Annotated in this window: 15 protein-coding genes and 1 tRNA gene; 2 read left to right on the plus strand and 14 right to left on the minus strand. The window is 65.2% G+C overall.

Features of this window, described 5'->3' with window-relative positions:
• Positions 1-56 precede the first annotated feature (56 nt).
• Entirely contained in the window at positions 57-647 is a 591-nt protein-coding gene (locus INQ42_RS10360; RefSeq protein WP_194034195.1) for a Dps family protein, read from the plus strand.
• Positions 648-651: 4 nt separating this feature from the next.
• Here INQ42_RS10360 and INQ42_RS10365 read toward each other — a convergent pair whose 3' ends face one another.
• The 4 genes from INQ42_RS10365 to INQ42_RS10380 form a co-directional block, all read right to left on the minus strand.
• Positions 652-3,051 (minus strand): CshA/CshB family fibrillar adhesin-related protein, encoded by a 2,400-nt coding sequence (locus tag INQ42_RS10365; protein WP_194034196.1) that lies wholly within the window; start codon positions 3,049-3,051, stop codon positions 652-654.
• Positions 3,048-7,820: a DUF11 domain-containing protein gene (locus INQ42_RS10370; protein ID WP_194034197.1), complete on the minus strand. Its 4,773-nt coding sequence runs from the start codon at positions 7,818-7,820 to the stop codon at positions 3,048-3,050. Before INQ42_RS10370 ends, INQ42_RS10365 begins: the two co-directional genes overlap by 4 nt.
• Before the next feature lie 128 nt (positions 7,821-7,948).
• Positions 7,949-9,016: a hypothetical protein gene (locus INQ42_RS10375; protein ID WP_228064346.1), complete on the minus strand. Its 1,068-nt coding sequence runs from the start codon at positions 9,014-9,016 to the stop codon at positions 7,949-7,951.
• Positions 9,017-9,124: 108 nt separating this feature from the next.
• The gene (locus INQ42_RS10380) at positions 9,125-9,622 is read right to left on the minus strand and encodes a DUF11 domain-containing protein (RefSeq protein ID WP_228064347.1); all 498 of its coding nucleotides are present in this window, start codon (positions 9,620-9,622) and stop codon (positions 9,125-9,127) included.
• A gap of 231 nt (positions 9,623-9,853) precedes the next feature.
• On the opposite strand from INQ42_RS10380, the gene recQ reads away from it, so the two are divergent.
• Complete coding sequence (gene recQ / locus INQ42_RS10385; RefSeq protein WP_194034200.1) at positions 9,854-11,680, plus strand: DNA helicase RecQ; 1,827 nt, start codon at positions 9,854-9,856, stop codon at positions 11,678-11,680.
• Between the two features lie 12 nt (positions 11,681-11,692).
• Here recQ and INQ42_RS10390 read toward each other — a convergent pair whose 3' ends face one another.
• The 10 genes from INQ42_RS10390 to tolQ form a co-directional block, all read right to left on the minus strand.
• Positions 11,693-15,097, minus strand: a complete 3,405-nt coding sequence (locus INQ42_RS10390) for a mechanosensitive ion channel domain-containing protein (RefSeq protein ID WP_194034201.1) — start codon at positions 15,095-15,097, stop codon at positions 11,693-11,695.
• 248 nt (positions 15,098-15,345) lie between these two features.
• Positions 15,346-15,418: transfer RNA gene (locus INQ42_RS10395), tRNA-Lys, on the minus strand.
• Positions 15,419-15,517: 99 nt separating this feature from the next.
• On the minus strand, positions 15,518-16,210 hold the full coding sequence (gene queC / locus INQ42_RS10400; protein WP_194034202.1) for a 7-cyano-7-deazaguanine synthase QueC: 693 nt from the start codon (positions 16,208-16,210) through the stop codon (positions 15,518-15,520).
• A 1-nt stretch (position 16,211) separates the two neighbouring features.
• Positions 16,212-16,889 (minus strand): 7-carboxy-7-deazaguanine synthase QueE, encoded by a 678-nt coding sequence (gene queE, locus INQ42_RS10405; protein ID WP_194034203.1) that lies wholly within the window; start codon positions 16,887-16,889, stop codon positions 16,212-16,214.
• Positions 16,890-16,932: 43 nt separating this feature from the next.
• Positions 16,933-17,658 (minus strand): tol-pal system protein YbgF, encoded by a 726-nt coding sequence (gene ybgF / locus INQ42_RS10410; RefSeq protein ID WP_228064498.1) that lies wholly within the window; start codon positions 17,656-17,658, stop codon positions 16,933-16,935.
• Positions 17,659-17,757: 99 nt separating this feature from the next.
• Positions 17,758-18,273, minus strand: a complete 516-nt coding sequence (gene pal, locus INQ42_RS10415) for a peptidoglycan-associated lipoprotein Pal (protein ID WP_194034205.1) — start codon at positions 18,271-18,273, stop codon at positions 17,758-17,760.
• 140 nt (positions 18,274-18,413) lie between these two features.
• On the minus strand, positions 18,414-19,745 hold the full coding sequence (tolB, locus tag INQ42_RS10420) for a Tol-Pal system beta propeller repeat protein TolB (protein WP_194034206.1): 1,332 nt from the start codon (positions 19,743-19,745) through the stop codon (positions 18,414-18,416).
• A gap of 94 nt (positions 19,746-19,839) precedes the next feature.
• Complete coding sequence (locus tag INQ42_RS10425) at positions 19,840-20,775, minus strand: TonB C-terminal domain-containing protein (protein WP_343224915.1); 936 nt, start codon at positions 20,773-20,775, stop codon at positions 19,840-19,842.
• Positions 20,776-20,846: 71 nt separating this feature from the next.
• On the minus strand, positions 20,847-21,287 hold the full coding sequence (gene tolR, locus INQ42_RS10430; protein ID WP_194034208.1) for a protein TolR: 441 nt from the start codon (positions 21,285-21,287) through the stop codon (positions 20,847-20,849).
• A gap of 77 nt (positions 21,288-21,364) precedes the next feature.
• A complete protein-coding gene (tolQ, locus tag INQ42_RS10435; RefSeq protein ID WP_407070766.1) occupies positions 21,365-22,147 on the minus strand; it encodes a protein TolQ in 783 nt (260 codons plus the stop codon).
• Between the last annotated feature and the right edge of the window lie 20 nt (positions 22,148-22,167).

Consider the following 22,167-nt stretch of genomic DNA (forward strand, 5'->3'; position numbering starts at 1 on the left):
GGTGTGTCACCCGATGCGCCATTGTCATCGCAGTTGTCGATCAAAGGAGAACCTCCATGGCCAAGACAGCACCGGCTGCAACAAAAAAATCCACCGACTCCAAAGCCAAGGGCAAGGACAGCGGGACGCGTCCCAGCCCGGTGGCATCGCCGGCCAAGGGTTCCGGGGCTCCGCCTGTGGATATCGGGATGAGCAGCACCGATCGCAAGAACGTCGCCGACGGCCTCTCCCACTTCCTCGCCGACGCCTACACGCTGTACCTGAAGACGCACAACTTCCACTGGAACGTCACCGGCCCGATGTTCAACACGCTGCACGTGATGTTCGAGACCCAGTATGCCGAGCAGTGGGTGGCGCTGGACGAGATCGCCGAGCGCATCCGCGCGCTGGGCTTCAACGCCCCGGGCTCCTACAAGGAGTTCACCAAGCTCTCCTCGATCCGCGAAGAGCCGGGCCTGGCGGATACCGCCGACTGGCGGGAGATGGTGCGCCAGCTCACGGTCGGCAATGAGGCGGTCTGCAGGACCGCCCGCTCGGTGCTCACCACCGCCGATGACGCCAGCGACGATCCGACCGTCGACCTGCTGACCCAGCGCCTGCATACCCACGAGAAGTACGCCTGGATGCTGCGCTCGCTGCTGCAGTAAGCGATTACTTCACGCGCACCCTGAAACCCATCTCGACGATCTTGCCCGGGGGGAAGGTGCCCCTGGGCTTCAGCCTGATATGCGTCACCGCGGCATCAACGCCATTGGGGTCGGCAATCGGCACATGGGTCCACGTGGCGCCTCCGTCACTGGAAAAATCGACGTCGTCGGTGAGGTCCGCCAAGGTGTTGAAGTTGAGGGACAGCGTGCTGCTACCCGGGGTGAAGATCACCGGAGAAATCCCGGTGATGTCAGGCAGGTCGCTGACGAACAGCACGGTGTTGACCGGAATCGGATCGGTCACTACCAACGAGTTGGCATCCGTGACGGTGCCAGCCGGACTGGTGACACTTATGCGGTAAGTGATAAGTGCGCCCGGGATGGCCTTGGGGTTGGCGGTGCCATTGATCGGGTCGGAGTAGACCATGGACAGTTTGACGATGGTCAACGGCGCGGCAGCCACCTGGAAACCAGCGTTTCTCGTATGGGTGACCGTTCCTTCGGTCCCTTCCCGGCCGGTGACGCTGGCAATCCAGCTGCCTGCTTTCGCATCCGACGGCAGCGTGTAGCTGTACTGATAGGTTTTGCTGGCGGCTGTCGGCGCGCCAACTTCCACCATCGCTCCGGCTAGCACTTTTACGACGCCTGAAGGGTCGGTCAGCTTGATACTGGCGCCGCTTACATCAAAGGCGCCAAAGGGATCGCTGATCACCGCGCGAACGTGGACAGTGTTGCCGGCGACATAGTTGGTTTGGGTGGTGACTGCCGGGTGCGGGGCGGAATACACCGCGACGCTGTCGACGTTGATGACCGTGGGTGTGTCAAACGTCAAGATGCTGGCGTTATTTGGGCCTGTGATCTTTTGACTTACCGTGATCCGCCGGTTTGAGCCCTGCGCTCTATTGATGACACGCAGGACCAGATAGTCGCCTGCTGACAGGGTGGTAAGGAGCACAGGAAGACTGAGATTCACTGCCTGAGGACCGTTATTTACGTTCGCTGTCGCCGTGGCCAAAATATCGCCCGCATTGGTGCGCAGCTGAATGTCGATCGACCTGGCAGTGCCCAGATTACTGCCCGTCGCTGCCACGACAAGCCGCGCCACGACGTTTTGTGCGCTCAGGGTCAGTGTCCTGCCTACCGGGACGACTGGTGTCATTTTCCAGTCCATCGCGATATTCTGAGCGATCTCTACCGGTGCAATGGAATTCGCCGCTTGCGGCGTGCGCGTCAGCTCTTGGCTGTCGTACACATAGAGGATCTTGTTGCCCTTGCCAGGTTCCGGCGTCCCCACAATCACGGTCGCGTCGCGGCTGACGTTGTTGGTGAGGTTGAAATCGAAGGTCGGGTTCGAGACCGAGGCAACGTTCTCCACACTGGCTGGCGCATTGAACGCCACGCTCACATTGAGGGTTATTTCCGGGAGGCTCGCTCCGTTGGCAAGCACGCTCGGGTTCGTGCAGGTCACCACCTGCCCCGCCGCGCCACACGTCCAACCGGTGCCGCTTGCAGAGACGTAGCTCAAGCCGGCAGGCAGGGTGTCGACCACCTTGGTTATGCCACTGGTCGCCCCGGTGCCATTGTTGGTCACCGCGATGTCGTAGCTGCCGTTGCCACCTGCACTGAAACTACCCACGTGCGACTTGCTGATGGCCAGATCGGCCGACGGGAACTTCACCCCGAACAGCGCGCCCTGCAAGCCGCCGGCGACCAGTTGTGCGGTCACGTTGCGCAGGTTTCCGGCGGTCGCGAAGGCGTAGCTGCCAACGTCGCCAGCGACGCCCGCTTGGTTCACCGTGTTGGTGCCGACGCCCGTCAACACGGGATAGGCCGCCGCGGTGCCATAGGCGATCTGCGCCAACACCGTCCATGGATCACCGTCAGTGGTAAATCGCAGCGATTCACCGTTGTTGGTGGATTCCGCGTCTGCCGCGACAAACACAAACGGCATGCCGCTGCTGCCATTGGCAACCACGGTGATTCCCGACAGCGATGCCGTCACCGTAGAGCCATTGTTTACCGTGTATAGAACCGGTTTTCCTGTTATGCCCTGGAATGCGGAGTTGCCGAAGGCGCCGCCCGTCCACGTCGGCACTTGACGCGCCACGAGTGAATTGCCGGATACCTTCAGGGTAAAGCTCAAGGTGGCGCCCCCAGGCAAGCTCACCACGAAGGGCTGTCCTGCAGCGCTGCGAGCGAGCGTGTCGCTGTAGCCCGACATGTCAAACCAGCAATAAGTTGCGTAGTCCGCCGGGGCCGTGCCCTTGGTGGTCGACGCGGAGCAGGTGGTAGTGGCCGCGAATGCCGGGATCGCAACCAAACAGCCAAGCAGAACGAAAGCCAGTGCCACCACCATTCGGCAGGCAGACGCCTGCAGCGAGCGATTCACCTGAGCCGGGATCATCGCGCGCCCCCTACCGAGCCAAGGATTCCACTCAGCGCCGGCGTCGCCTGGTCGAACTTGAAACGCATCATCAGGTAGGCGCCTTGCCGGGTGTAATGGGCTGAATCGAAATCACGGTCCTCAAACCCCACCACGTTGTAGCCAACGCTGAACCAGGCATTGGTGAAAGGTGACACACCTACCACCGGACCACCCGCGTAGCTGAAATTGTGCTGGCCCCAAGCATGCCTGACGCTGCCGCGCAGACCGATGTCCAGCCTGGGGTTGACGTCGAACCGCCATTCCAGGCCAATGATGTCGGTGTAGCCGGAGTAATCGCGGCCGTCATAGCCGTAGCGGTCAAACACGTACTTGGAACCGTAGTACAACGACCACTGGCTGCGCTGGCCCGCTTCAAACAGGTTGCCCTTCATATCCTCGGTGGTCCATTCATCGGACACATGGTTGATGACGAAGTTGTTGACCAGACGTCGCGAACGGACATCACCGTTGACCGCAACCGTGTTTTGGCCGATCACGTTCTCACCGTTGCCGTTACGCAGTTCGTCGACGCGCAGTTCAAGGCGGTTGAGAAGCGCCCACTGGCTGCCGAGCGGGCGCCAAGCCCAGGACAAGCCAACGTTGGCCAGCAAACCACGGCTGCCGACCGCCTGCCCGACGGAGAACGCCTGCACCGACGCGGCAAACGCCATGCCGGTGTCGACCTGGCGCAGGAATGCGGTCGTGAATCCATAGCGGTCGGAGGTAGCAGCCTCGCGGCCTTCGATACGCCCGTTCCAGGTCCACAGTTCACTGCGGTAGGTCGCCCCCGCCGACAACGCGGTGAAGTCCTCGGTCAAGGCGCCCCCGTCGCGGATGCCCCCGGAAGTGATCGGACCCGCATCGGGTGACGTCAGCGGCGGCGCGTCGGCGGACTCGTGAAACGCATGGCTGCTGTCCAGCGCCAGGTCCACCGCCCAACGCTTGCCAATCTGGAGCGACTGGCTCAGTCCGAACAGACCGAACGTACGCGGACCGTACTCGGAAATCTGGCTCTGGTTGAGGGTGCTGGTCAGGCGTGCACCCGCCCATGGTGCGACTTCGAAACCGAAACGGGTGGTCGCCGTATCGCGGGTGTCACCGTCGGTGAACTCCTGCGCCGCGATCAGTCGCACCGCATCGTTAATTGCGTAGGCGGCGCCAAGCTGCAGCCGGGTCGGGAAATCCACGCTCTCGTTCTTTCCGCCCAGCCCGAGCTCCGCGGCGGCGCTCAGCTCCAGCTTGTTGTCCAGCAACGAGCGATTGGCGCCCAAGGTGATTTGCCGCGATTCGTTCACCTCACCCGCCTGCGACTGGTCGCGCACCACCTGCACACCGGCCCGCGCGCCCCAGCGTTCCGCGCGGTAATCCAGTTGCGCATTGACTGCGTCCCGTGTGGCGCCGCCGACGAGGTCTTCCTGGCGGTAGGCCTGCTGCTGCACAGCGAATTTCTCATCGATCCGCCACTGGGTGTCCAGACCGATCTTGTACATACCCGACTCGCTGGCATTCTGCTGGTTGAGGCCGAATCCCGGCGCTTGGCGACGCACGTAACCCAGCGCATCGAACCGCTCGCCGTGATGCTCCAGCTCGAACAGATAGGCGTTGCCGGAGTGATCCTGCAAGCCGTCTTCACCTTCACTGCTCGCCACCTCCACCCGCAGTTCAGTGGCGTCGCGCAGCTTGAGCTTCGCATCCACCCCGGCCAGGCGTGTGCTGCCGCGGGTGTCCTTCTCGGAGATGTAGGACACACCACCGGTAAGGCGGCCGTCGAGCAAGGCCACCCCGACCCGTCCACCCGCGTTGAGCTGCTGGTCTCCTCGACCGATGGTTTCGTACTCGACCACGATGACATTCGGGTTGAAGCCAAAATCCCGGCTGGCGATCGGCTCACGAAAGAACAGCGTGCCTGCCGCGTAGTCGATGTCGTAATCAAGGTGCCGAGTCAGCGTACGGGTCTCGATGATGAGCTCGCTGCGGAAACGGTCGCGGGTCTCGATCCGCACGCGCTCGCCATTGATGGCGACGTTGCCACGCGACAGCCGGTACAGCCCCGATGTGCCGTTGCCCTGGATCTCGTCGCGGGCATAATTCTGCGCGGTCTCTGCAGCAAAACCGTTGAACTCGACCACCGGCCCGCGGTATTCGACTTTGATCCCGTTCAGCGTGCGGGTATAGCGCGACAGCTGTGTGCGATCCAGGCCAGTTACATAGTCGCCGAACAAGGCATAGAACTGGTCGCGTTCCAGCTTGACGTAGAGCTTGTCGGTGCTGGACGCGTCGTAGCCTTGCTGGGTGGTATCGCCATAGAGGGTGTAGAACTTTTCCGGATCGATCGTCGAAAGCAGGTTCTGGCGGTTCAGGCGATCGGTTGGTTTGTCGGAGTCATAGGCGAGGGTCAACATCCACTTGCCCTGCACGCGCCCCTTGGCATACAGAGAGAGTTGGCCGTCGGTATACATGCCCCCATGTTCACCCTGCTCCGCCAGTGCTTGCAGGTTGCCCTTCAATGTGTCGTAGCCGACCGTGCCGGATGCGAAACCCACCACTATCCAGTCGCGCGGCGTGGACTCCAGCCACACGCTGAGCCGATCTTCGCGAACAGGCCCACCGTTGCTGCCCTGGAACGGGAACCGCAGCTCCGCACTACCCGCCACCGAGGTGGGAGCCAGTTCGATGTAGGCGACGCCTTCATCGCCCTCGACGTGCCAAGTCGGCTGGAACCGGTCCAGCCCCGCGAGTTGCCGCTCTTGCTGCGCCTGAACCGTCTGCGCCGGCAGGTAGGGGGCGGAAAGCTGGAAGCTGCCGGTGACGCCGGCACGCAACGGGCGTCCGCTGCGGTCAAGCAGGCGCACCGCGATCACCGGCTTCTGGATGCCGTCCGCCGCCAGGATCGACTGCTCCGGCACCAATACCGCACGCGCCGCGGCGCCGGAATAATGCACGGTGCGGTCCAGGCTGGCGACCACGGTGCCGTTTGCGTCCTGCAACTGAGCGCGAAATACGTTGCTGCCATCCGCCAGCGGCACGGCAACCCAGCGGGTGACCGCGACGGTCTTGTCGGAACTCGTTGAGCTCCCGTCGTAGTTGATGGCCGACACCGGTTCACCATTGCGCGTCAGCACGACTTTTTGCCCAGGTGCGTGTTTGATCACGATGCGGGTGGTGGGCGAACGGGGGTTGTGATCCAACTCCGGGAACAACCACGCTTGGCCAGGCGCCTGCCCCGCCAGCCAGTCGACGTTGCCACCGCCGGCCGCGGTCGCGTCGTCGAGGGTCTCCGGTCGCGCATGCTGCTGCGCCACGCGTTCGGTGTCCGCGTCGGACGGCGACGTCGCTTCGGACTGCGCGTCGTTCGTACCGGTCGCCGTGACCTTCTCGCGGAGGCGGAAATCGGCCCGCCAAAGGCTACCTCCGTTGGCCTCGACGAACTGCGAGAACGCACGTCCGGCAAACCGCGAGTCGGGGTTGCAGGACACGGCCTCAAGGTTCGACGGCACGGTGGCCACATCCAACTGCACTACATGAGTACCGGGGCGCACGCCCTCGAAATGGTAGGCACCATCCTGATCGGTGGCGACGTAGGTGCCGTCGTCGAGCAGCAGACGCACACCGGGCACACCTTGTAACTCCGCCGCTGGCAACCCGCATGCACCGTCAAGCACCCGGCCGATGATGGTGAAGTGCGAGGTGAACAGAGGCTCCTCGATCCGCACGGCAGCCTGCGCCTCGTTAGAGACCAGCCGTCCCAGTCCCGTTGCCTGTGCGCGGTTGATTGCCTGGCCGGTGCGGATGTCACTGGCGACCGCCACCAGGTAGGTAACTTCGATTGCCGCATCCATTGCCAGGTCACCGACGGCAATCCGCAGGCTGCGGCCGTCGGGAGTAACCGAAGGGTCAAGCACAGCCTTGTCGCCGATCCGCAGTGATCCGGGCTGGTAACGCATGCCCTGCGGCAGGGTGTCGACAATCACAACGCTGCGGATTGGCTGGTCGTGACGGCTCTGCAAGGACAGTCGGTATTGCAGGATGTCGCCAGCCGATGCCTGGGGCAGCGACACCTGCTTGGACAGAAGCATGCCCCGTTGGACTTGCAGCGCGTAGCTCTGCACCGTCAGCGTGACGCGGTCAGCCGGGAAGTCCGGGTCGGCGTACACGGCGGTGAGGGTTCCCTCGTCGGCCAGCGACAACATGCAATCGCCGATCACCGCCGGGGGCGGAACCGCCAGACTCGGGATGACGATGGCGAATACACCGGTATTGACGCCGGTTTCCTGCAGGCGAAGCGTTTCCTCGTCACCGGTGGACGTGGTCAGCGTGACCTGGACGTACTCGCGGATTGCCGGATCGCGATTGCGGTTGGCATCGTCCAGGCGCAGGAGGACGGGTTGGCCGGGGTAAAACCTGTCGGTTGTGGTGGCGTCGGCGACGTCCATACCCAGGGGATTGCCGTCCTGGTCGATCAAGGTGGGCAGCGGCACGAAGGTGCCTGCGCCGGGGTTGCCGCTGGGCAGCTCGCACTGGCCGCCGTCCACCGGCAACGGCGCGCTGCCCGGCAACGTGGGCGAATGAGTGAGGAAACCCAGCGACGCGATCGTGGGCGCCGGCAGGGTGTCGAAACTGACGGTATTGCTGAGCAGGCCGATAACGTCGCCGACCGGCGTGCCGGTCGGCGACGCGTTTTGATAGCTGACGCTGGCGGTGTTGTCGATGGTCGCAGCCGCCGCCGGAACGCAGGCAAACGTACTCAACACCGCACTGACAAGTGCGATGACATGACGCGGAAGGCTCCGTGGCGATGACATGTATGGCTTTCGATGGTCGCAGCACTAGCTCCGCCGGCGCACATGGCGCCAGCGGAGTTGGTGCCCCGCCGATATCAGTCGATGGTGACGTTGAAGATCGTGGTTGCGGTCGCGTTCGCCCCGACGGTTGGGACGAGGGTGCTCACGGTGCCACCCACTACGCTGCCACTGGTCCCGTTAGAGTTGCTGTCCCCTGCGACGTCGGTCTGCAGCGATGTAGCCGTCGGTGTGCAGTTCGTATCCCCCGCGTGGAGGGTGCCGGCGACATACGTGGTGCCGGTCGGGATCGGGTCGGTGACGGCGATGTTCGAAGCGGCCGTGGTCGTGCTGGCATTGGCGACCGCAATGCAGTACTGCACCACGGCGCCCGGAATCGCCTTCGGGTTGACCGTGAGGTTGAACGGGTCACTGATGACGGTCGAGGTCTTGGTGACCGAGATCGTCGCGGCCGCGACCTTGTACGCATCGCTGGCACTGTGCTTGCCATCGCGCACGCCGTCGCCAGCCGCCGTGCCAGCCACGTCTCCGAACACGTTGTCGACACCCGCGGTGTTGGCGCCTGCGGTCTGTACAGTGAGCGCGCCCTCCGTACCCGCCACGCCACCGTCACGTGCGGTGGCCTGCAGGCTTACGCCGGCAGTCTGGCCATCCACGACCGCCACCGGGATATCGGCGACGACGTGCACCGTACGGATTTCATCCGGCGCCATCTCGTCGAGGAAGGTCACGAGGGTATCGGCGGCGTTGAAGATGCCGTCGCCGTCATCGAGGTAATACGTGTACATGCCCGGATCGAAGCTGTCCGTCCCGCCGTGAGGATCGGCGGCGTTGGCGGCGTCGAGCCGATAGTCCATCACGCTGTTGGTGTTGTTGGTCACGGTGAACGTCACCGCCTGGGCCGTCTGGCCTGGCGTCACGCTCGTGTATCCACCGCTGACTTCCGCAACGGTCACGTTCACCAGCCGGTCGACCTGGAACGTCGCCACGCCGGCCGCCGGTGCGGTCTGCGTCACACCACCGACCTGATAGCTGACGCTGGCCGTGTTGGTGATGGTGGTATCGGCGCGCGTGCCCGATGCCGGACCGGCGGCAAAAGCCGATTGCGCGCCGCCCAGCAGGAGCGCTGCTGTCAGGAGTTTCACTTGTAGGTGCTTGTGGTTCATTGGGTTCCCCGATGTAACTGGTTGTAGGAGTGATTAGCTGAAGTGATGGGTGACGTCGTATTTGCGGACTCGAGGCATCGCGCCGGCTTATTTCACCCTGGCTACGAAGGAAACCGTGCCTTCGGCACCTGCGACCAAGCGGCCCAGCACCCAGCGAAGGTGGGTGACGTCGGCGGCCTGCGCCGGTCGCGACTGGCCGTCCTGCCCGACAACCGTCAGTCCCGCGAGCACGCCGTACTGCGTGCCACCATCGACCGAGACTGCATCGACCGCGCGATCTCCCGCGGAGGCGACGTACACCAGGTCGGCCGGAACCGGGTTGTCGATCTTCACGGCATCTGCCGCAGTAGCCCCGGTGTTGCGGTAAGTGACCACATACGTCACTTCACTGCCGGGAACGACGCTGTTGGCTGGCTCGGCCTTCAGAGTGATGGAACCGTCAGCATTCTTGACCTCAACTTGCTGGAACACCTGAGCGTTCAACTCGACCCCGCCCGCCGCGGCGGCAGTCCCCATGGACAGCATTGCCATGCCGGCCAGCAGCCAGCCCTGATATCGACGGGCCGTGCTTCGTGGGTTCATCATGGAGATTGTCCTTATGGTTGAGCGTGTGTGTACTTGGAAGGGCCTCTTGCGGCCCGGTGCACCGTCGGGTGAAGTACCCGGACGGGAAAGCAATGAGCAATATCTGTGCCAACCTGCAATAACGAATTTTTAACTCACAAAGGCGACACCCATCACTATTTTCAACGCTGCGTGTGAACATGATCACTGCTGTAATGGACGCATGCCCATTTCAACGGTGCTGGAGTCGCCATGAAAACGGCGGCACTGGACACACTACGAAGCACTTTCGGCTTTGATGCTTTCCGCGGCGAGCAGGCCGCGATCATTGACTGCCTGGTCAAGGGCGACGACGCCCTGGTGCTGATGCCGACCGGCGGCGGCAAGTCGTTGTGCTACCAGTTGCCGGCGATGCTGCGCGAGGGCTGCGGGATCGTCGTCTCACCGCTGATCGCGCTGATGCAGGACCAGGTCGAAGCGCTGCTCCAGCTCGGCGTGCGCGCCGCCTACCTAAACTCGACCCTGGACGCGGCCACCGCCGCCGACGTGGAGCGCCGCTTGCTCGACGGCGAGCTGGACCTGCTCTACGTCGCTCCCGAGCGCCTGCTCTCGGGACGCTGCATGAGCCTCATCGACCGCGCCCACGCTTCCGGCGGGATCGCCCTGTTCGCCATCGATGAGGCGCATTGCGTCTCCCAGTGGGGGCATGATTTCCGCCGCGAGTACCGCGAGCTGACCGTGCTCCACGAGCGCTGGCCCGACGTGCCGCGCATCGCGCTGACCGCAACGGCGGACGAGCCGACCCGGCTGGAGATCGCCGAGCGCCTGGCGCTCGAAGACGCGCACCAGTTCGTCAGCTCCTTCGACCGTCCCAACATCCGCTACCTCGTGGCGCAGAAGGATGGCAGCGGCCAGCGCGCCCTACTCGACTTCCTTGCCGGCCACCGCGGCGAGAGCGGCATCGTCTATGCCTTCTCGCGCAAGCGCGTGGAGAAAACCGCCGAGCAGCTGTGCGAGGCCGGCGTCAACGCGCTCGCCTACCACGCCGGAATGCCGGCCGAGGTCCGTGCGGCCAACCAGCGCCGATTCCTGCAGGAGGACGGCATCGTGATGGTCGCCACGATCGCCTTCGGCATGGGCATCGACAAGCCGGATGTGCGCTTCGTCGCCCACGTCGACCTGCCCAAGTCGGTCGAGGGCTACTACCAGGAGACCGGCCGCGCCGGCCGCGATGGCCAGCCCGCCGAGGCCTGGCTCAATTACGGGCTGGGCGACGTGGTCAACCTGAGCATGCTGATCAAGCAGGGCGATGCCAGCGAGGAGCGCAAGCTGCTGGAGCTGCGCAAGCTGGACGCGCTGCTGGGCTACTGCGAGTCAACCCAGTGTCGGCGCCAGGCCTTGCTGGGCTGGTTCGCCGAGGAGCATCCCGGCAACTGCGGCAACTGCGACAACTGCCTGCAGCCGCCGGAGAGCTGGGACGGCACCGAGGTCGCGCGCAAGGCGCTGTCGTGCGTGTTCCGCACTGGCCAGCGGTTCGGCGCGGGGCACGTCATTGATGTGCTTCGCGGCGTGCCAACCGACAAGGTCGCCCAGCACGGCCACGACAAGCTCAGCACCTGGGGCATCGGCACCCATCTGGACACGCGCCAGTGGAGCAGCGTGTTCCGCCAGCTGGTCGCATCCGGCCTGCTGGCGGCCAATCACGAGCGCCACGGCGCCCTGTACCTGACCAGCAAGGCCGGCCCGGTGCTGAAGGGCGAGCAGACCCTGCGCCTGCGCCGCGATGCGCCCAGGCCGGCGGGCCGCCGCGGGCGCACCGGCTCGGCACCACCGCCGATGGACCTGGCGCCCGAAGCGGCCAGCCGTTTCCGTTCCCTGCGCGGCTGGCGCGCGGAATTGGCCAAGGAGCAGAACGTGCCGGCCTATGTGATCTTCCACGACGCCACCTTGCGCGAAATCGCGGAGAGCGATCCGGCCGATCTGGACGAGTTGGGCCGGATCGCCGGTATCGGCAGCAGCAAGCTGGAGCGTTACGGCGAGGCGGTGCTGCAGCAACTGCTGGATTGCGACGTCGCCTGACGGCTCGCGCTTTCAGCTCGAGGGCGTGTCGCCCTCGCCCGCTTCACCGGATGCGGCATCGACCCGTCCGATGTGATGCACATGCACGTCGCGCTGCGGAAACGGAATCTCGATCCCCGCCTCGTGCAACGCCGTCGTCAGTGCGACAAACAGGCTGTGCGTGGCCGCGCGGCGGTCGTCGATCTGGGCCACGTAGAAACGCACCTCGAACTCCAGCGCGCTGTCGCCCAGGCTGGTGAACAGCACATCGGGCGCCGGCGACCGCAGGACCTTGGGATCCGCCGCCGCCACACTCTCCATCACCGCGCGCGCCTTGCGCAGATCACTGCCGTAGCCGATTCCCACCTTCAACACCACCCGGGTGATCGGACTGGTCAGCGTCCAGTTCTGCACGGTATCGGTGATGAATGCCTTGTTGGGCACGAGCACCTCGAAATTGTCGAAATCAGTGATGGTGATGGAACGCATCTTGATGCGGCTGACGGTACCGGTGGTGTGATTGATGGTGACCACGTCGCCCACCCGGACGGGACGCTCGAACAGGATGATCAGCCCGGAAACAAAGTTGGCGACGATCTCCTGCAGGCCAAAGCCCAGTCCCACGCCCAGCGCCGCCACGACCCACTGGAGTTTCGACCAGTCCAGACCGATGCGCTGGAGCGCGATGACCAGACCGATCGCGGTGATCACGTAGCGCGCGATGGTCGCGATCGCGTAGCGCGTCCCGGAATCAACGCGGGCGCTCGGCAGCAGCATGATCTCCAGGAAGCCCGGCAGGTTGCGCGCCGCGATGGCCGTCAGTCCCACTATCAAGAGGCTTATCAGCACGTCACTCAGCGTGACTGCGACGACGCTCTCGCCAATGCCCTCAACCACTCGCGACCACAACACGACATCGTTGAACACGTTGAGCGCCGGGATCATCTCCCGCCACAGGCCCACAATCAGCACCGCCAGCGCGACGCCAAATGCGGCACGCAACAGCGCCCGCGTCTGCTGGTTGACGGTCACCGCGTCGATCTCGGGCTGCTGGTTCTGCAGTGCCAACACCTCGCTGCCATCCTGGCCGTCCTCGCCGCCCGCCGCCGCCCGTGCCTCGGCCAATGCCCGGGCATGAACCGAGTCGGCCTGCAGGTACGCGGCGCGGCGGCTGGCCACCATCACTCCCCGTATGACGATGTAGTAAACGATGACCACCGCCAGGATGATCCAGCCTGAAGTAAACAATCGCGACTGCACCTCTCTGGCACTGGTGTAGTAGCCGACCGCGGCAAGCACGGCGAAGACCACCGGAACCGCCACCAGGACGCGCGCCCAGCCTGCGGATACGCGCCGGATCCATGCCCCTGGCGCGCGCACGGTGGTGGGAGCGCCATCGGAGGGTCGAAGTAGCCGGTACAGGAACCACGCCGACGCCAGCGATCCCACCATGAAGCCGAGGCGACCAATGCCATCGATCAGTTCCGGGTCTCCACTGGCGTCCGTCATCCCGGTCAGCACGGCCGTTGGGGCGATCATCAGCAGGAGCGTCCGCAGCGCCCGCGCCAGCCGCTTGGTGCCCTGCGGACCCCAGTGGAAATGGGCGACAAACAGACCCTTCGGGCGGCACATGTCAATGAACAGGCCCAGCATCAACCAAAGCAGCGCCAGACTGAGCAGGCCCTGGCCGAGGAAGCTCGCGAAACCGCCGCCGGACCAGCCGAGGAACCAGCCAACGGTTGCCACGGCAAAAGGCCACGCCAGAGCGAGCAGGAACGTTGCAGCCCAGGCCAGCAGTGTGGTGCCGAAGTTGTCATCCCGGTGACCGACGGATCTCGCCAGCCGCGGCAAGGCGGCTTGCAGTCGCCCACGTGCGCCGAACAACGCGGCCACTGTCAGCAGCATCAACAGCAGCCGCACCGGATGGGCGCGCAGCGCGGCAAGCAGTGCCCGCGGCATCGCGGACCAGTTGGAGGGCGCGAGCAGCCAGCCAACGCCGACGCCCAGCTGCTGCAGCCAGTCATCGCCCAAGGGAGCCGTGCTGGGCAGCCACAAGAGGCGCTTGTCGAGCACCCCATGCAATTGCTCGCTGGCACTCAGCAGTTCGGCATCAATCGCGTTGTTTTCCGATAGCGCGTCGATCAGCTGTTGCTGGACGTCTGCCATGTCGGCCACTCCGGCGCGGCGGTGCTCGACGAGTTGCTCCAGCAGATGCTCCCGGGCGTCGATGGTCGCGATGCTCACCCGTTGCCCGTCGGACGCCGGCAAGTCGCGAAGCGCCTGCTGGGTCTTGAAATGGCGTACGCGCAGGTCGACGAGCGTCCGGTTCCGCTCCCCCATCCGCCGCTTGATCTGCTCGCCGCTGACCAGGCTCGTCTGCAGGCTGCGCAGCAATCTCGCCGCATCGTCGCTGAGCGCACCGATGGCGAGAATCTGATCGGCGTTCCTGCGCGCCTCGACGGCGTCGTCGAGCAGCACCCTCGATCGACGTTGTTCATCACGGGCGCGATCCAATCGCTGGACCAGTTGCGAGGTCTCCGTTCGCAACGCAACGCTATCGCGGGCCAGCTCGCGTATCTCCGCCGGCTGGCCCGCCAGGCTTAGTTCGAACTCGCGCGCGCGCGCCGCGTCCGCCTCCACCTGCTGCCTGCGCCTGCTCACCAGCCGCGCATCCAGCTCCTCGATGGCCGCGTCCACCTCGTTGGCGCGACGCTCCACCAGCTCATGCTGGGCGGTCGCAATCGACTTGCGCGTCGGCAGGCTGGACAACTCCTGCTCGATCATCTCGATGCGCGCGGACAGTTCCTCGCGGGCAGCCTCCTGCCGCACCCTGGTGGCCTCCGCCAGCAAGGGGGATGCGGTGGCGGCGACGGGGGTCGGGGCACGATCAAGCTGCGTGCGCAATTCGCCCAGTTCGGCGCGGGCTTCCGCGGGTCGGCTCTCCATCGCGCGCAACTGCTCGGCGAGCTTGCGTTGCCTGCCGTGCAATGACACCGATTCGGTCTGCAGTGCTGCCAATCGCAGCTGCGTTGCCACTGGATCCGCGTCTTCCGGCAAAGCGTCACGCTGGGGTGGCACTGCGGACTGTGCACTCAACGCGGCGATGGTATCCGGCGCAGACTGCAGCCCGGCGGCATACTCCGCCGCGCTCCTGCGCGCCACCTCCGCGGCCTCTGCTCGCGAAGCGGCGGCACGGAGTTGTTCAAGCACAAGCTCGCGCTCGGTGGTGGAAAGATCCGTCCGGGTTTCAATGACGTCGATCCGGCTGGCGAGATCCGCGGCGCCGATGCCGGCGATCGCGTCAGTCGACTCCAATGCGGGCGTGTCCACCTGCGCGATCGCCGCGGTCGACGCGAGCGCCAGGACCAGCCAACAAGCCAGTCCGGGCCAGATTGTCCTCCCGCAAAAGCGTTTGGCGATGGCGGCGACCTGCCTCATGAGCGAGTGCGGCGTGCGCCGGATGCGCCCCATGAGGAGCACGAACAGGGATCGAATTTCGCCCGGTCGAAAACACGAGCGACCATTGACGCAATTGAATCGGCGTTGATGAACTGCCTGAGGCTCAGCATCTGTCGCCCCCGGCGATCAGTGACAACCCGCCAATGCGGGCGATCCACCATAGCGCCAACGTGGAGAACGCGGCGCCAATACCAGCGGAAGTCGGCGTGCACAACAGAAGAGAGATATGGGCCGTGATGGATTCGAACCATCGACCAGCGGATTAAAAGTCCGATGCTCTACCGACTGAGCTAACGGCCCACAGGCCCCGACGTTGCGCCGGGGGCGTGAATTCTAACGCAAGTACGCGGAGCTGTGCGAAGCCGCTTCATCCGCAGCGTCGATGTTCCGTGTCCAGGTTCAGGCGTAGCGAGTCGGGTCGGCGATCCCTGCGGCGGCAAAGCCATCCGCGCGCAAGCGGCACGCGTCGCAGTGGCCACACGCCCGGCCTTCGCCGTCTGCCAGGTAGCACGATACCGTCCCGGAAAAATCGACGCCCAGCCGCGCGCCTTCGCGGGCGATGTCCGCCTTGCTCAGGTGCTGCAGCGGCGCGTGCACGCGGATGCCGGCGCCTTCCACGCCTGCCTTCGTCGCCAGGTTGGCGAGGCGCTCGAAGGCGCTGATGAACTCGGGACGGCAATCCGGATAGCCCGAATAATCGACCGCGTTGACACCGCAGAACAGGTCGGATGATCCCAGGACTTCCGCCCAACCCAGCGCCACCGACAGCATGATGGTGTTGCGTGCGGGGACGTAGGTCACCGGAATGGCATCGTCGCCTGCGACCTCGTCCAGCGGCACGTCGATGTCGTCAGTCAGCGCCGATCCCCCGATGCTGCGCAGATCGATGCGCACCGTCTTGTGCGCGATCGCCCCCTGCTGCGCCGCCACGCGCGCCGCTGCCTCCAGCTCCGACGTGTGGCGCTGCCCGTAGTCCACGCTCAATGCGTACGGAGCGAAGCCCTGCTCGCGCGCCATCGCCATGACGACCGCCGAATCCATGCCGCCGGAGACGAGGACGACTGCTTTCTTCTTGTCTGGTGACCCGTGCATGTCAGCGACCCGGCTCGTCATCCCAGAGGATCTTGTGCAACTGGAGCTGGAACCGGACCGGCAGCCGGTCGGCGACGATCCAGTCGGCCAGCTCGCGCGCACTGAGCTGGTTGAAGCTGGGGGAAAACATGACGTCGCAGATCGCGGTCAGGCCATGCTCGTCGATCACCCCGCGCGCCCAGTCGTAGTCCTCGCGCGAGCAGATCACGAACTTGACCTGGTCATTCGCAGTCAGCTGGCCGATGTTGCTCCAAAGGTTGCGCGAGACCTCCGCCGATCCGGGCGTCTTCAGGTCCAGTACGCGCGACACGCGGGTATCCACCGGACTGATGTCGATCGAGCCGGAGGTCTCCAGCGATACCTCATAACCGGCATCGCACAGGCGCTCCAGCAAACCAATGCAACGCTTCTGCGCGAGCGGCTCGCCACCGGTGACACAGACATGGCGCACCCCATGCCGCGCGACCTCGGCCAGGATCGCGTCGAACTCCCACCACTGCCCGCCATGGAACGCATACGCGGTGTCGCAGTATTGGCAGCGCAGCGGGCAACCGGTCAGGCGCACGAACACGGTCGGCCAGCCGATGCTGCGCGACTCGCCCTGCAGGGACAGGAAGATCTCGGTCAGGCGCAGGCGATCAGGCGCCAGTACGCCCGCTGCGGAGGTAACAGGGTTCATGCCGCCATTTTAGCCGACGCGGCTCCTTGCCGTGCCGGCTTGCCTAGCGCAGGCGGCCCAGTTGGATCGCGCCCAGCCGGTCGGTGGCGATGCGCGCGGCATCGCTGCCGGCGAATCGTGTCGTCACCTCGGTGAGGGTGCGCTCGGCGGCGTCCTCATCGCCCTGCCCGTATTGGGCCAGGCCGACCTTCAGCAATGCGCCAGGCGCCTTGTCGTGGGTGGGATAGCGATCCAGCAATGCCTTGAACTGGGTTACCGCCAACTTGTAGTTCTGGGTGACGTAGTAGCTCTCGCCCAGCCAATAGAGCGCATTGGGCGCGTACACACCGTCCGGGTAATGGCCGAGGAAGGAGTGAAACAGGCGCGCGGAGTCGACGTAATCGCCGTTCTTCAACGCATTGAAAGCGACATCGTAGGCCTCGCGCTCGTCCGCCCCCATCGCCAGCGTGCCGGCGTCGCCATGCACGCTCGGCGCGCGCTCGGCGACGGGCTTTGCGGGCGGTGTTGGTGGTGCATCGGAGCCGACCGCCGCCGCAGGCCGCGGTGCCGCGCCCCCGCCCTCCAGATCCTCCAGACGCTGGTCGATATCGAGGAACTGCGCCCGGCTGTTGTCCTTGAGCTGCCCCAGCGAGTGATTGAGCTCCTCGACCTGGGAGCGCAGGGACGTGACCTCTTCCTTGAGCATGTTCACCTGCCGCAGCAGGTCGACAGTCGCGTCATTGTTGCCAGCCTGCTGTTCCAGCACGCCAACCCGTTCGGCCAGGCTCATGCGCTGGGCCGAAACAGGTGCGGCGGCCACCAGGGCCGCCGCTGCAACCAGCGATGTCGCAATTGTGATGGACAATTTGCGCATCATCATCGTTACCTTTTACTTGGCGGTGTAGATGATCTCGACGCGACGGTTCTTGGCCCAGCAGTCTTCGTTGGACGCCGTGCATACCGGGCGCTCTTCGCCGTAGCTGACCACGTTCTGCTGGCCGCCCGAACCACCGTTGGCCTGGATCGCGGAGGAAACCGAATTGCCGCGGCGCTCGCCCAGGCCCATGTTGTATTCACGGCTGCCGCGCTCGTCGGCGTGGCCTTCCAGGGTCATGCGCGAGGACGGACGGTCACGGAGGTACTTGGCGTGGCAACCCACCAGGGCCTGGAACTCCGGACGCAGGGCGTCTCGGTCCAGGTCAAAGTAGACCACCCGCTGGCGCAGGCAGGAGTCGGTGTCCAGATCGTTGGGACCGTAGACGCCGGCGGCGGTGCCCGGAGTGGTCTGCGCGCCGGGGGCGGTGGTGCCGGTATCGACCGGGGGGGTTTCCTTGACCTTCTTGGAGCAGCCGATGGCGGCTGCACACAGCAGTGCGACCATCAGGACACGGGTGGTGTTGTTCATGGTTGTTTCCTCGTCTTGGCGGAATGGGAGGGTGGAACGATGGAGCGGAGCGGTGGTAGAAACACTGGAACGGAACGATTGAGCTGGAAACGGTCCAACGGGTACTGCGCGGCCAGCGACGCCCACTGATCAGGACGGCATCACTGCGGTTTCCGGTATGGACCCCAGGCCGGTTCACGTACATCGCCATCGGCCAGCACCAGGCGCTGACGCACGCGGCCGTCGGACGACACCGCATAGAGCACACCCCGGGTGCCTTCCCGCGCAGCATAGATGATCATCGCGCCGTTGGGTGCGAAATCAGGCGACTCATCCAGCGAGCCCGGTGACAGCGTGCTCCAGCGCGGCGAACCGAGACTGGAGTCGGCCATGGCGATGCGGTAGGTATTGCCCGCGCCTTGCGCGGTGGCGAGCTTCTTGCCGTCGAAGGACAGCGACGGGCTGGCGTTGTAGGTGCCCTGGAACGTGACCCGGCTCGCGCTGCCACCACCGGCGGCGACCTTGTAGATCTGCGGATTGCCGCCGCGGTCGGAGGTGAAGTAGATCTCGCTGCCGTCCGCGCTCCACTCCGGCTCGGTGTCGATGCCGAAGTGGTTGGTCAACTGGTTGAGCGCCTTGCTGCCCAGATCCATCACGTAGATTTCGGGGTTACCGCTGCGCGACAGGGTGAGCGCCAGGCGGCGGCCATCCGGGGAGAAGGCCGGAGCACTGTTGATGCCGCGGAACTTGGACACCACCTCGCGGCTGCCGGTGCTGATGTTCTGGATGTAGATCGCCGAGTTGCCGCTCTCGAAGCTGACGTAGGCCAGACGATTGCCGTCCGGGCTCCAGCTGGGCGAGAGCAGCGGCTCGGGCGAGCTCACCACTGTCTGCGGGTTGTACCCGTCAGAGTCGGCGACCATCAGCGAGTAGCTGGTGGAACGGCCCAGGCCCTTGGCGGTGATGTAGGCGATGCGGGTGAAGAAGGCGCCCGGCACCCCGAGGATCTTCTCGTAGACCGCATCGGCAATCTGGTGCGACACGTCGCGCATCGCAGTGCCGCGCGCGGTCATGGCAAAGCCGAGCAGGCGCTGCTGGCTGGCGACGTCGAACAGTTCGTACTCGACCCGGTAGCCACCGCTGGCATCCACCACGCGGCCAACGAGCAGGTAGTCCTGGTTGAGCGCGCGCCAGGTCGGGTAATTCACCTCGCTGCCGCGGGTCGGCCGCTCGACCAGATCGGCCTCGCGCAGGGTGCGGAACTGGCCGGAACGATTGAGGTCGGCGGCGATCACCGCCGCGACGTCGGTCTCGGGTGCCGTACCACTGCCCTGGTAGGGCATCGGAACGATGGCGATCGGCAGGGCCGACGCGCTGCCGCCGACGATATCCAGCTCCAGGCCGCGTTGCTGCGCCATCGTTGAGAAGGGCAGCACGAGCAGGAAAGCCAGGATCGCGAACAGCGCAGGCAGTCTCGGGGTGATTCGTTTCATTCGGCAAGTCCCGTGGTGAGGCTGAAGGTGTACCAGCATCCGTGTGAACGCTTTCTCAAAGCTGAACGCGCGAAGCGGGCGAACGCGGAGGAAACTAGCGGTCGGCGGCCTGGAAATTGAGCGTCAGGGTGCGCGCGAAGACCGATTCAAAGCCGGTATACGGCAGCGGTTGCGCCTTGAGGACAGCGGCCTCGATCGAACGCCTGCCCTGTTCATCGTAGGCGCACGGCGACGACACTTTCGCGCTCGTCACCTCGCCACCGCGCAGTTGCTTGATGACGATCGTGCATTTGGAACCCAGTGGCACGGTTTCCGGACGCGTCCATTTGGACACGATCGCCTGTTGCAGGGCCGCCGCATATTGCGATTCCAAACCGGTATCGCGACCGTTGTTGCCCGATGGCGGGCTGGCGCTTGACTCGCCGCTGCTCTCGGCGCTGCGGCTGGCAGTACGCGCCTGCGCGTCGGCGACCTGCTTGAGTCTCTGCTCGGCCAGCTTGATCTCGCGTTCGGCCTCGGCGCGCTTGCGCTTGATTTCTGCGAGCTTCTTCTCACGCTCCTCGTTTTCCCTGGCTTCCTTGGCCTGCTCGGCCAGCCGGCGCTTGCGCTCGGCTTCCTGCTGGCGCTCGCGCTCGGTCAGGTCCACCTGCGCTTGGCGGCGCTTTTCTTCCTGCAGCTTCTTCTCGTCGGACGGCGTCGGAGTCGGCGTGGCGACCACTTCGGCCTGCTCGACGGTATCGGGCTTGGGGATGAAGTCCTGCGGCTGCGACTGCGGCGGGGTCGGCGAATCCTCCGGGACAGGCGAGGGCAGCGGCTGCGGTTGCGGCGTCGGCGCAGGAGACGGCTCGACGGGCTCGTCAACAGGCTCATCGATCGGTTCGGGCAGCGGCTGCGCCGGCTCCGGGCGATCCTCGAGCACGCTCTGCATGGCAGCGGAGAGCGCGTTGGCATCCACCAGGTCGGCTTCCACCGGCGCACCTGCGGCCGACTGTGGCGCAGCGCTGCGCGTCCAGAGCATGCCGGCGAACATCGCGGCGAACAGGATCACGTGCAGGACGATCGCCAGCACGATGGCCTGTTGGGTGTCGGCGCGCGTTTCCCTCACTTTGGCGGAGTCTCCGCCTGCCGGGTCAGCAGGGAGACGCGTGGCACGTTGGCCGACTGCAGCAGTGCCATCGCATTGAGCACCACCTCGTAGTTGGCCGCGCGATCACCGGCCACGTACACCGGCACATCGGGGTTGTTGTTGACGAACGCGGCGACGCGGGCAGTGAGTTCCTCGGGCTGCATCGCTTCCTGCGGCGCGCCCTGCAGGGTCAGGAAATAGTTGCCTTCGGCGTCCACGCTGACCACCACCGGCTCCTGCTTCTGCGCCAGGCTCTTGGCGTTGGAACGAGGCAACTCCACGCCCACGCCCAGGTTCATCAGCGGCGCGGTGACCATGAAGATGATCAGCAGCACCAGCATCACGTCGATGTAGGGGACCACGTTGATCTCGGCCTTGAGCTGGCGCTTGCGGCGTCGTCGGTAGGGGGCGGACATAGGGGGTTTCCGGATTCTTGGGGCGGCGGAAGGTCAGGACCGGCGTGGGCGCGCAGGGTTGCGGCGCGCGCCGTCGATCACTCCTGCGGCACCTGGCGCTCAAGGATCGAGGAGAACTCCTCGGAGAAGGCGTCGTAACGCACCGCGATGCGTTCGACCTTCGTGGCGAAGCGGTTGTACGCCCACACGGCCGGGATTGCGGCGAACAAGCCCATCGCGGTCGCGATCAGGGCCTCGGAGATGCCCGGTGCGACGCTGGCGATGGTCGCCTCGGTGACGTTGGCCAGACCCTGGAACGAGATCATGATTCCCCAGACGGTGCCGAACAGGCCGACGTAGGGCGCGATCGAACCGACGTTGGCGAGGAACTCCAGGTTGCGCTCCAGGCCGTCCAGCTCGCGCGCGCTGGCCACCCGCATGCCGCGCTGGGCGGTTTCCAGTTGCATGCGCGTATCGGCGACGCGGCGCTGGCGGGAGAACTCGCGGAAGCCGCTTTCGAAGATCGACTCCATGCCGCCGGTGTCGCGGTTGCGGCTGGTCGCACCGGCGTAGAGCTTGCTCAGTTCGGTCCCCGACCAGAAGCGCTCCTCGAAGGTCTCCGCTTCGCGCTCGGCGCGGTTGAGCACCTTGGTCTTGCGGAAGATGATCACCCACGAGGCGATGGAGGCGAACAGCAGCAACACCATCACCAGCTGCACCGGCAGGGAGGCATGCAGGATCAGCTGCAGGATATCCAGGCCACCGTCGCTGGTGATCGCCGGCGGCAGCGTGGCAGCCAGGTTGGTGCTCGCGCTGGCGGCCTCCTCGGGCAGGGGTTCGACGGCGGTGGCGGCCTGCATCAGGCTCAGCATTGGGGTCATGCCTGGATCTCCGGTGCCCG

Origin of the sequence: Lysobacter avium (genome assembly GCF_015209745.1) — a bacterium.
Classification (GTDB): domain Bacteria; phylum Pseudomonadota; class Gammaproteobacteria; order Xanthomonadales; family Xanthomonadaceae; genus Novilysobacter; species Novilysobacter avium.

Excerpts from the sequence above, each read along its gene's own strand:
- INQ42_RS10360 (WP_194034195.1), top strand. The coding sequence starts at position 57 with ATGGCCAAGACAGCACCGGCTGCAACAAAAAAATCCACCGACTCCAAA.
- INQ42_RS10365 (WP_194034196.1), bottom strand. The coding sequence starts at position 3,051 with ATGATCCCGGCTCAGGTGAATCGCTCGCTGCAGGCGTCTGCCTGCCGA.
- INQ42_RS10380 (WP_228064347.1), bottom strand. The coding sequence starts at position 9,622 with ATGATGAACCCACGAAGCACGGCCCGTCGATATCAGGGCTGGCTGCTG.
- recQ (WP_194034200.1), top strand. The coding sequence starts at position 9,854 with ATGAAAACGGCGGCACTGGACACACTACGAAGCACTTTCGGCTTTGAT.
- INQ42_RS10390 (WP_194034201.1), bottom strand. The coding sequence starts at position 15,097 with ATGAGGCAGGTCGCCGCCATCGCCAAACGCTTTTGCGGGAGGACAATC.
- queC (WP_194034202.1), bottom strand. The coding sequence starts at position 16,210 with ATGCACGGGTCACCAGACAAGAAGAAAGCAGTCGTCCTCGTCTCCGGC.
- queE (WP_194034203.1), bottom strand. The coding sequence starts at position 16,889 with ATGAACCCTGTTACCTCCGCAGCGGGCGTACTGGCGCCTGATCGCCTG.
- ybgF (WP_228064498.1), bottom strand. The coding sequence starts at position 17,658 with ATGAGCCTGGCCGAACGGGTTGGCGTGCTGGAACAGCAGGCTGGCAAC.
- pal (WP_194034205.1), bottom strand. The coding sequence starts at position 18,273 with ATGAACAACACCACCCGTGTCCTGATGGTCGCACTGCTGTGTGCAGCC.
- tolB (WP_194034206.1), bottom strand. The coding sequence starts at position 19,745 with ATGAAACGAATCACCCCGAGACTGCCTGCGCTGTTCGCGATCCTGGCT.
- INQ42_RS10425 (WP_343224915.1), bottom strand. The coding sequence starts at position 20,775 with ATGTTCGCCGGCATGCTCTGGACGCGCAGCGCTGCGCCACAGTCGGCC.
- tolR (WP_194034208.1), bottom strand. The coding sequence starts at position 21,287 with ATGTCCGCCCCCTACCGACGACGCCGCAAGCGCCAGCTCAAGGCCGAG.
- tolQ (WP_407070766.1), bottom strand. The coding sequence starts at position 22,147 with ATGACCCCAATGCTGAGCCTGATGCAGGCCGCCACCGCCGTCGAACCC.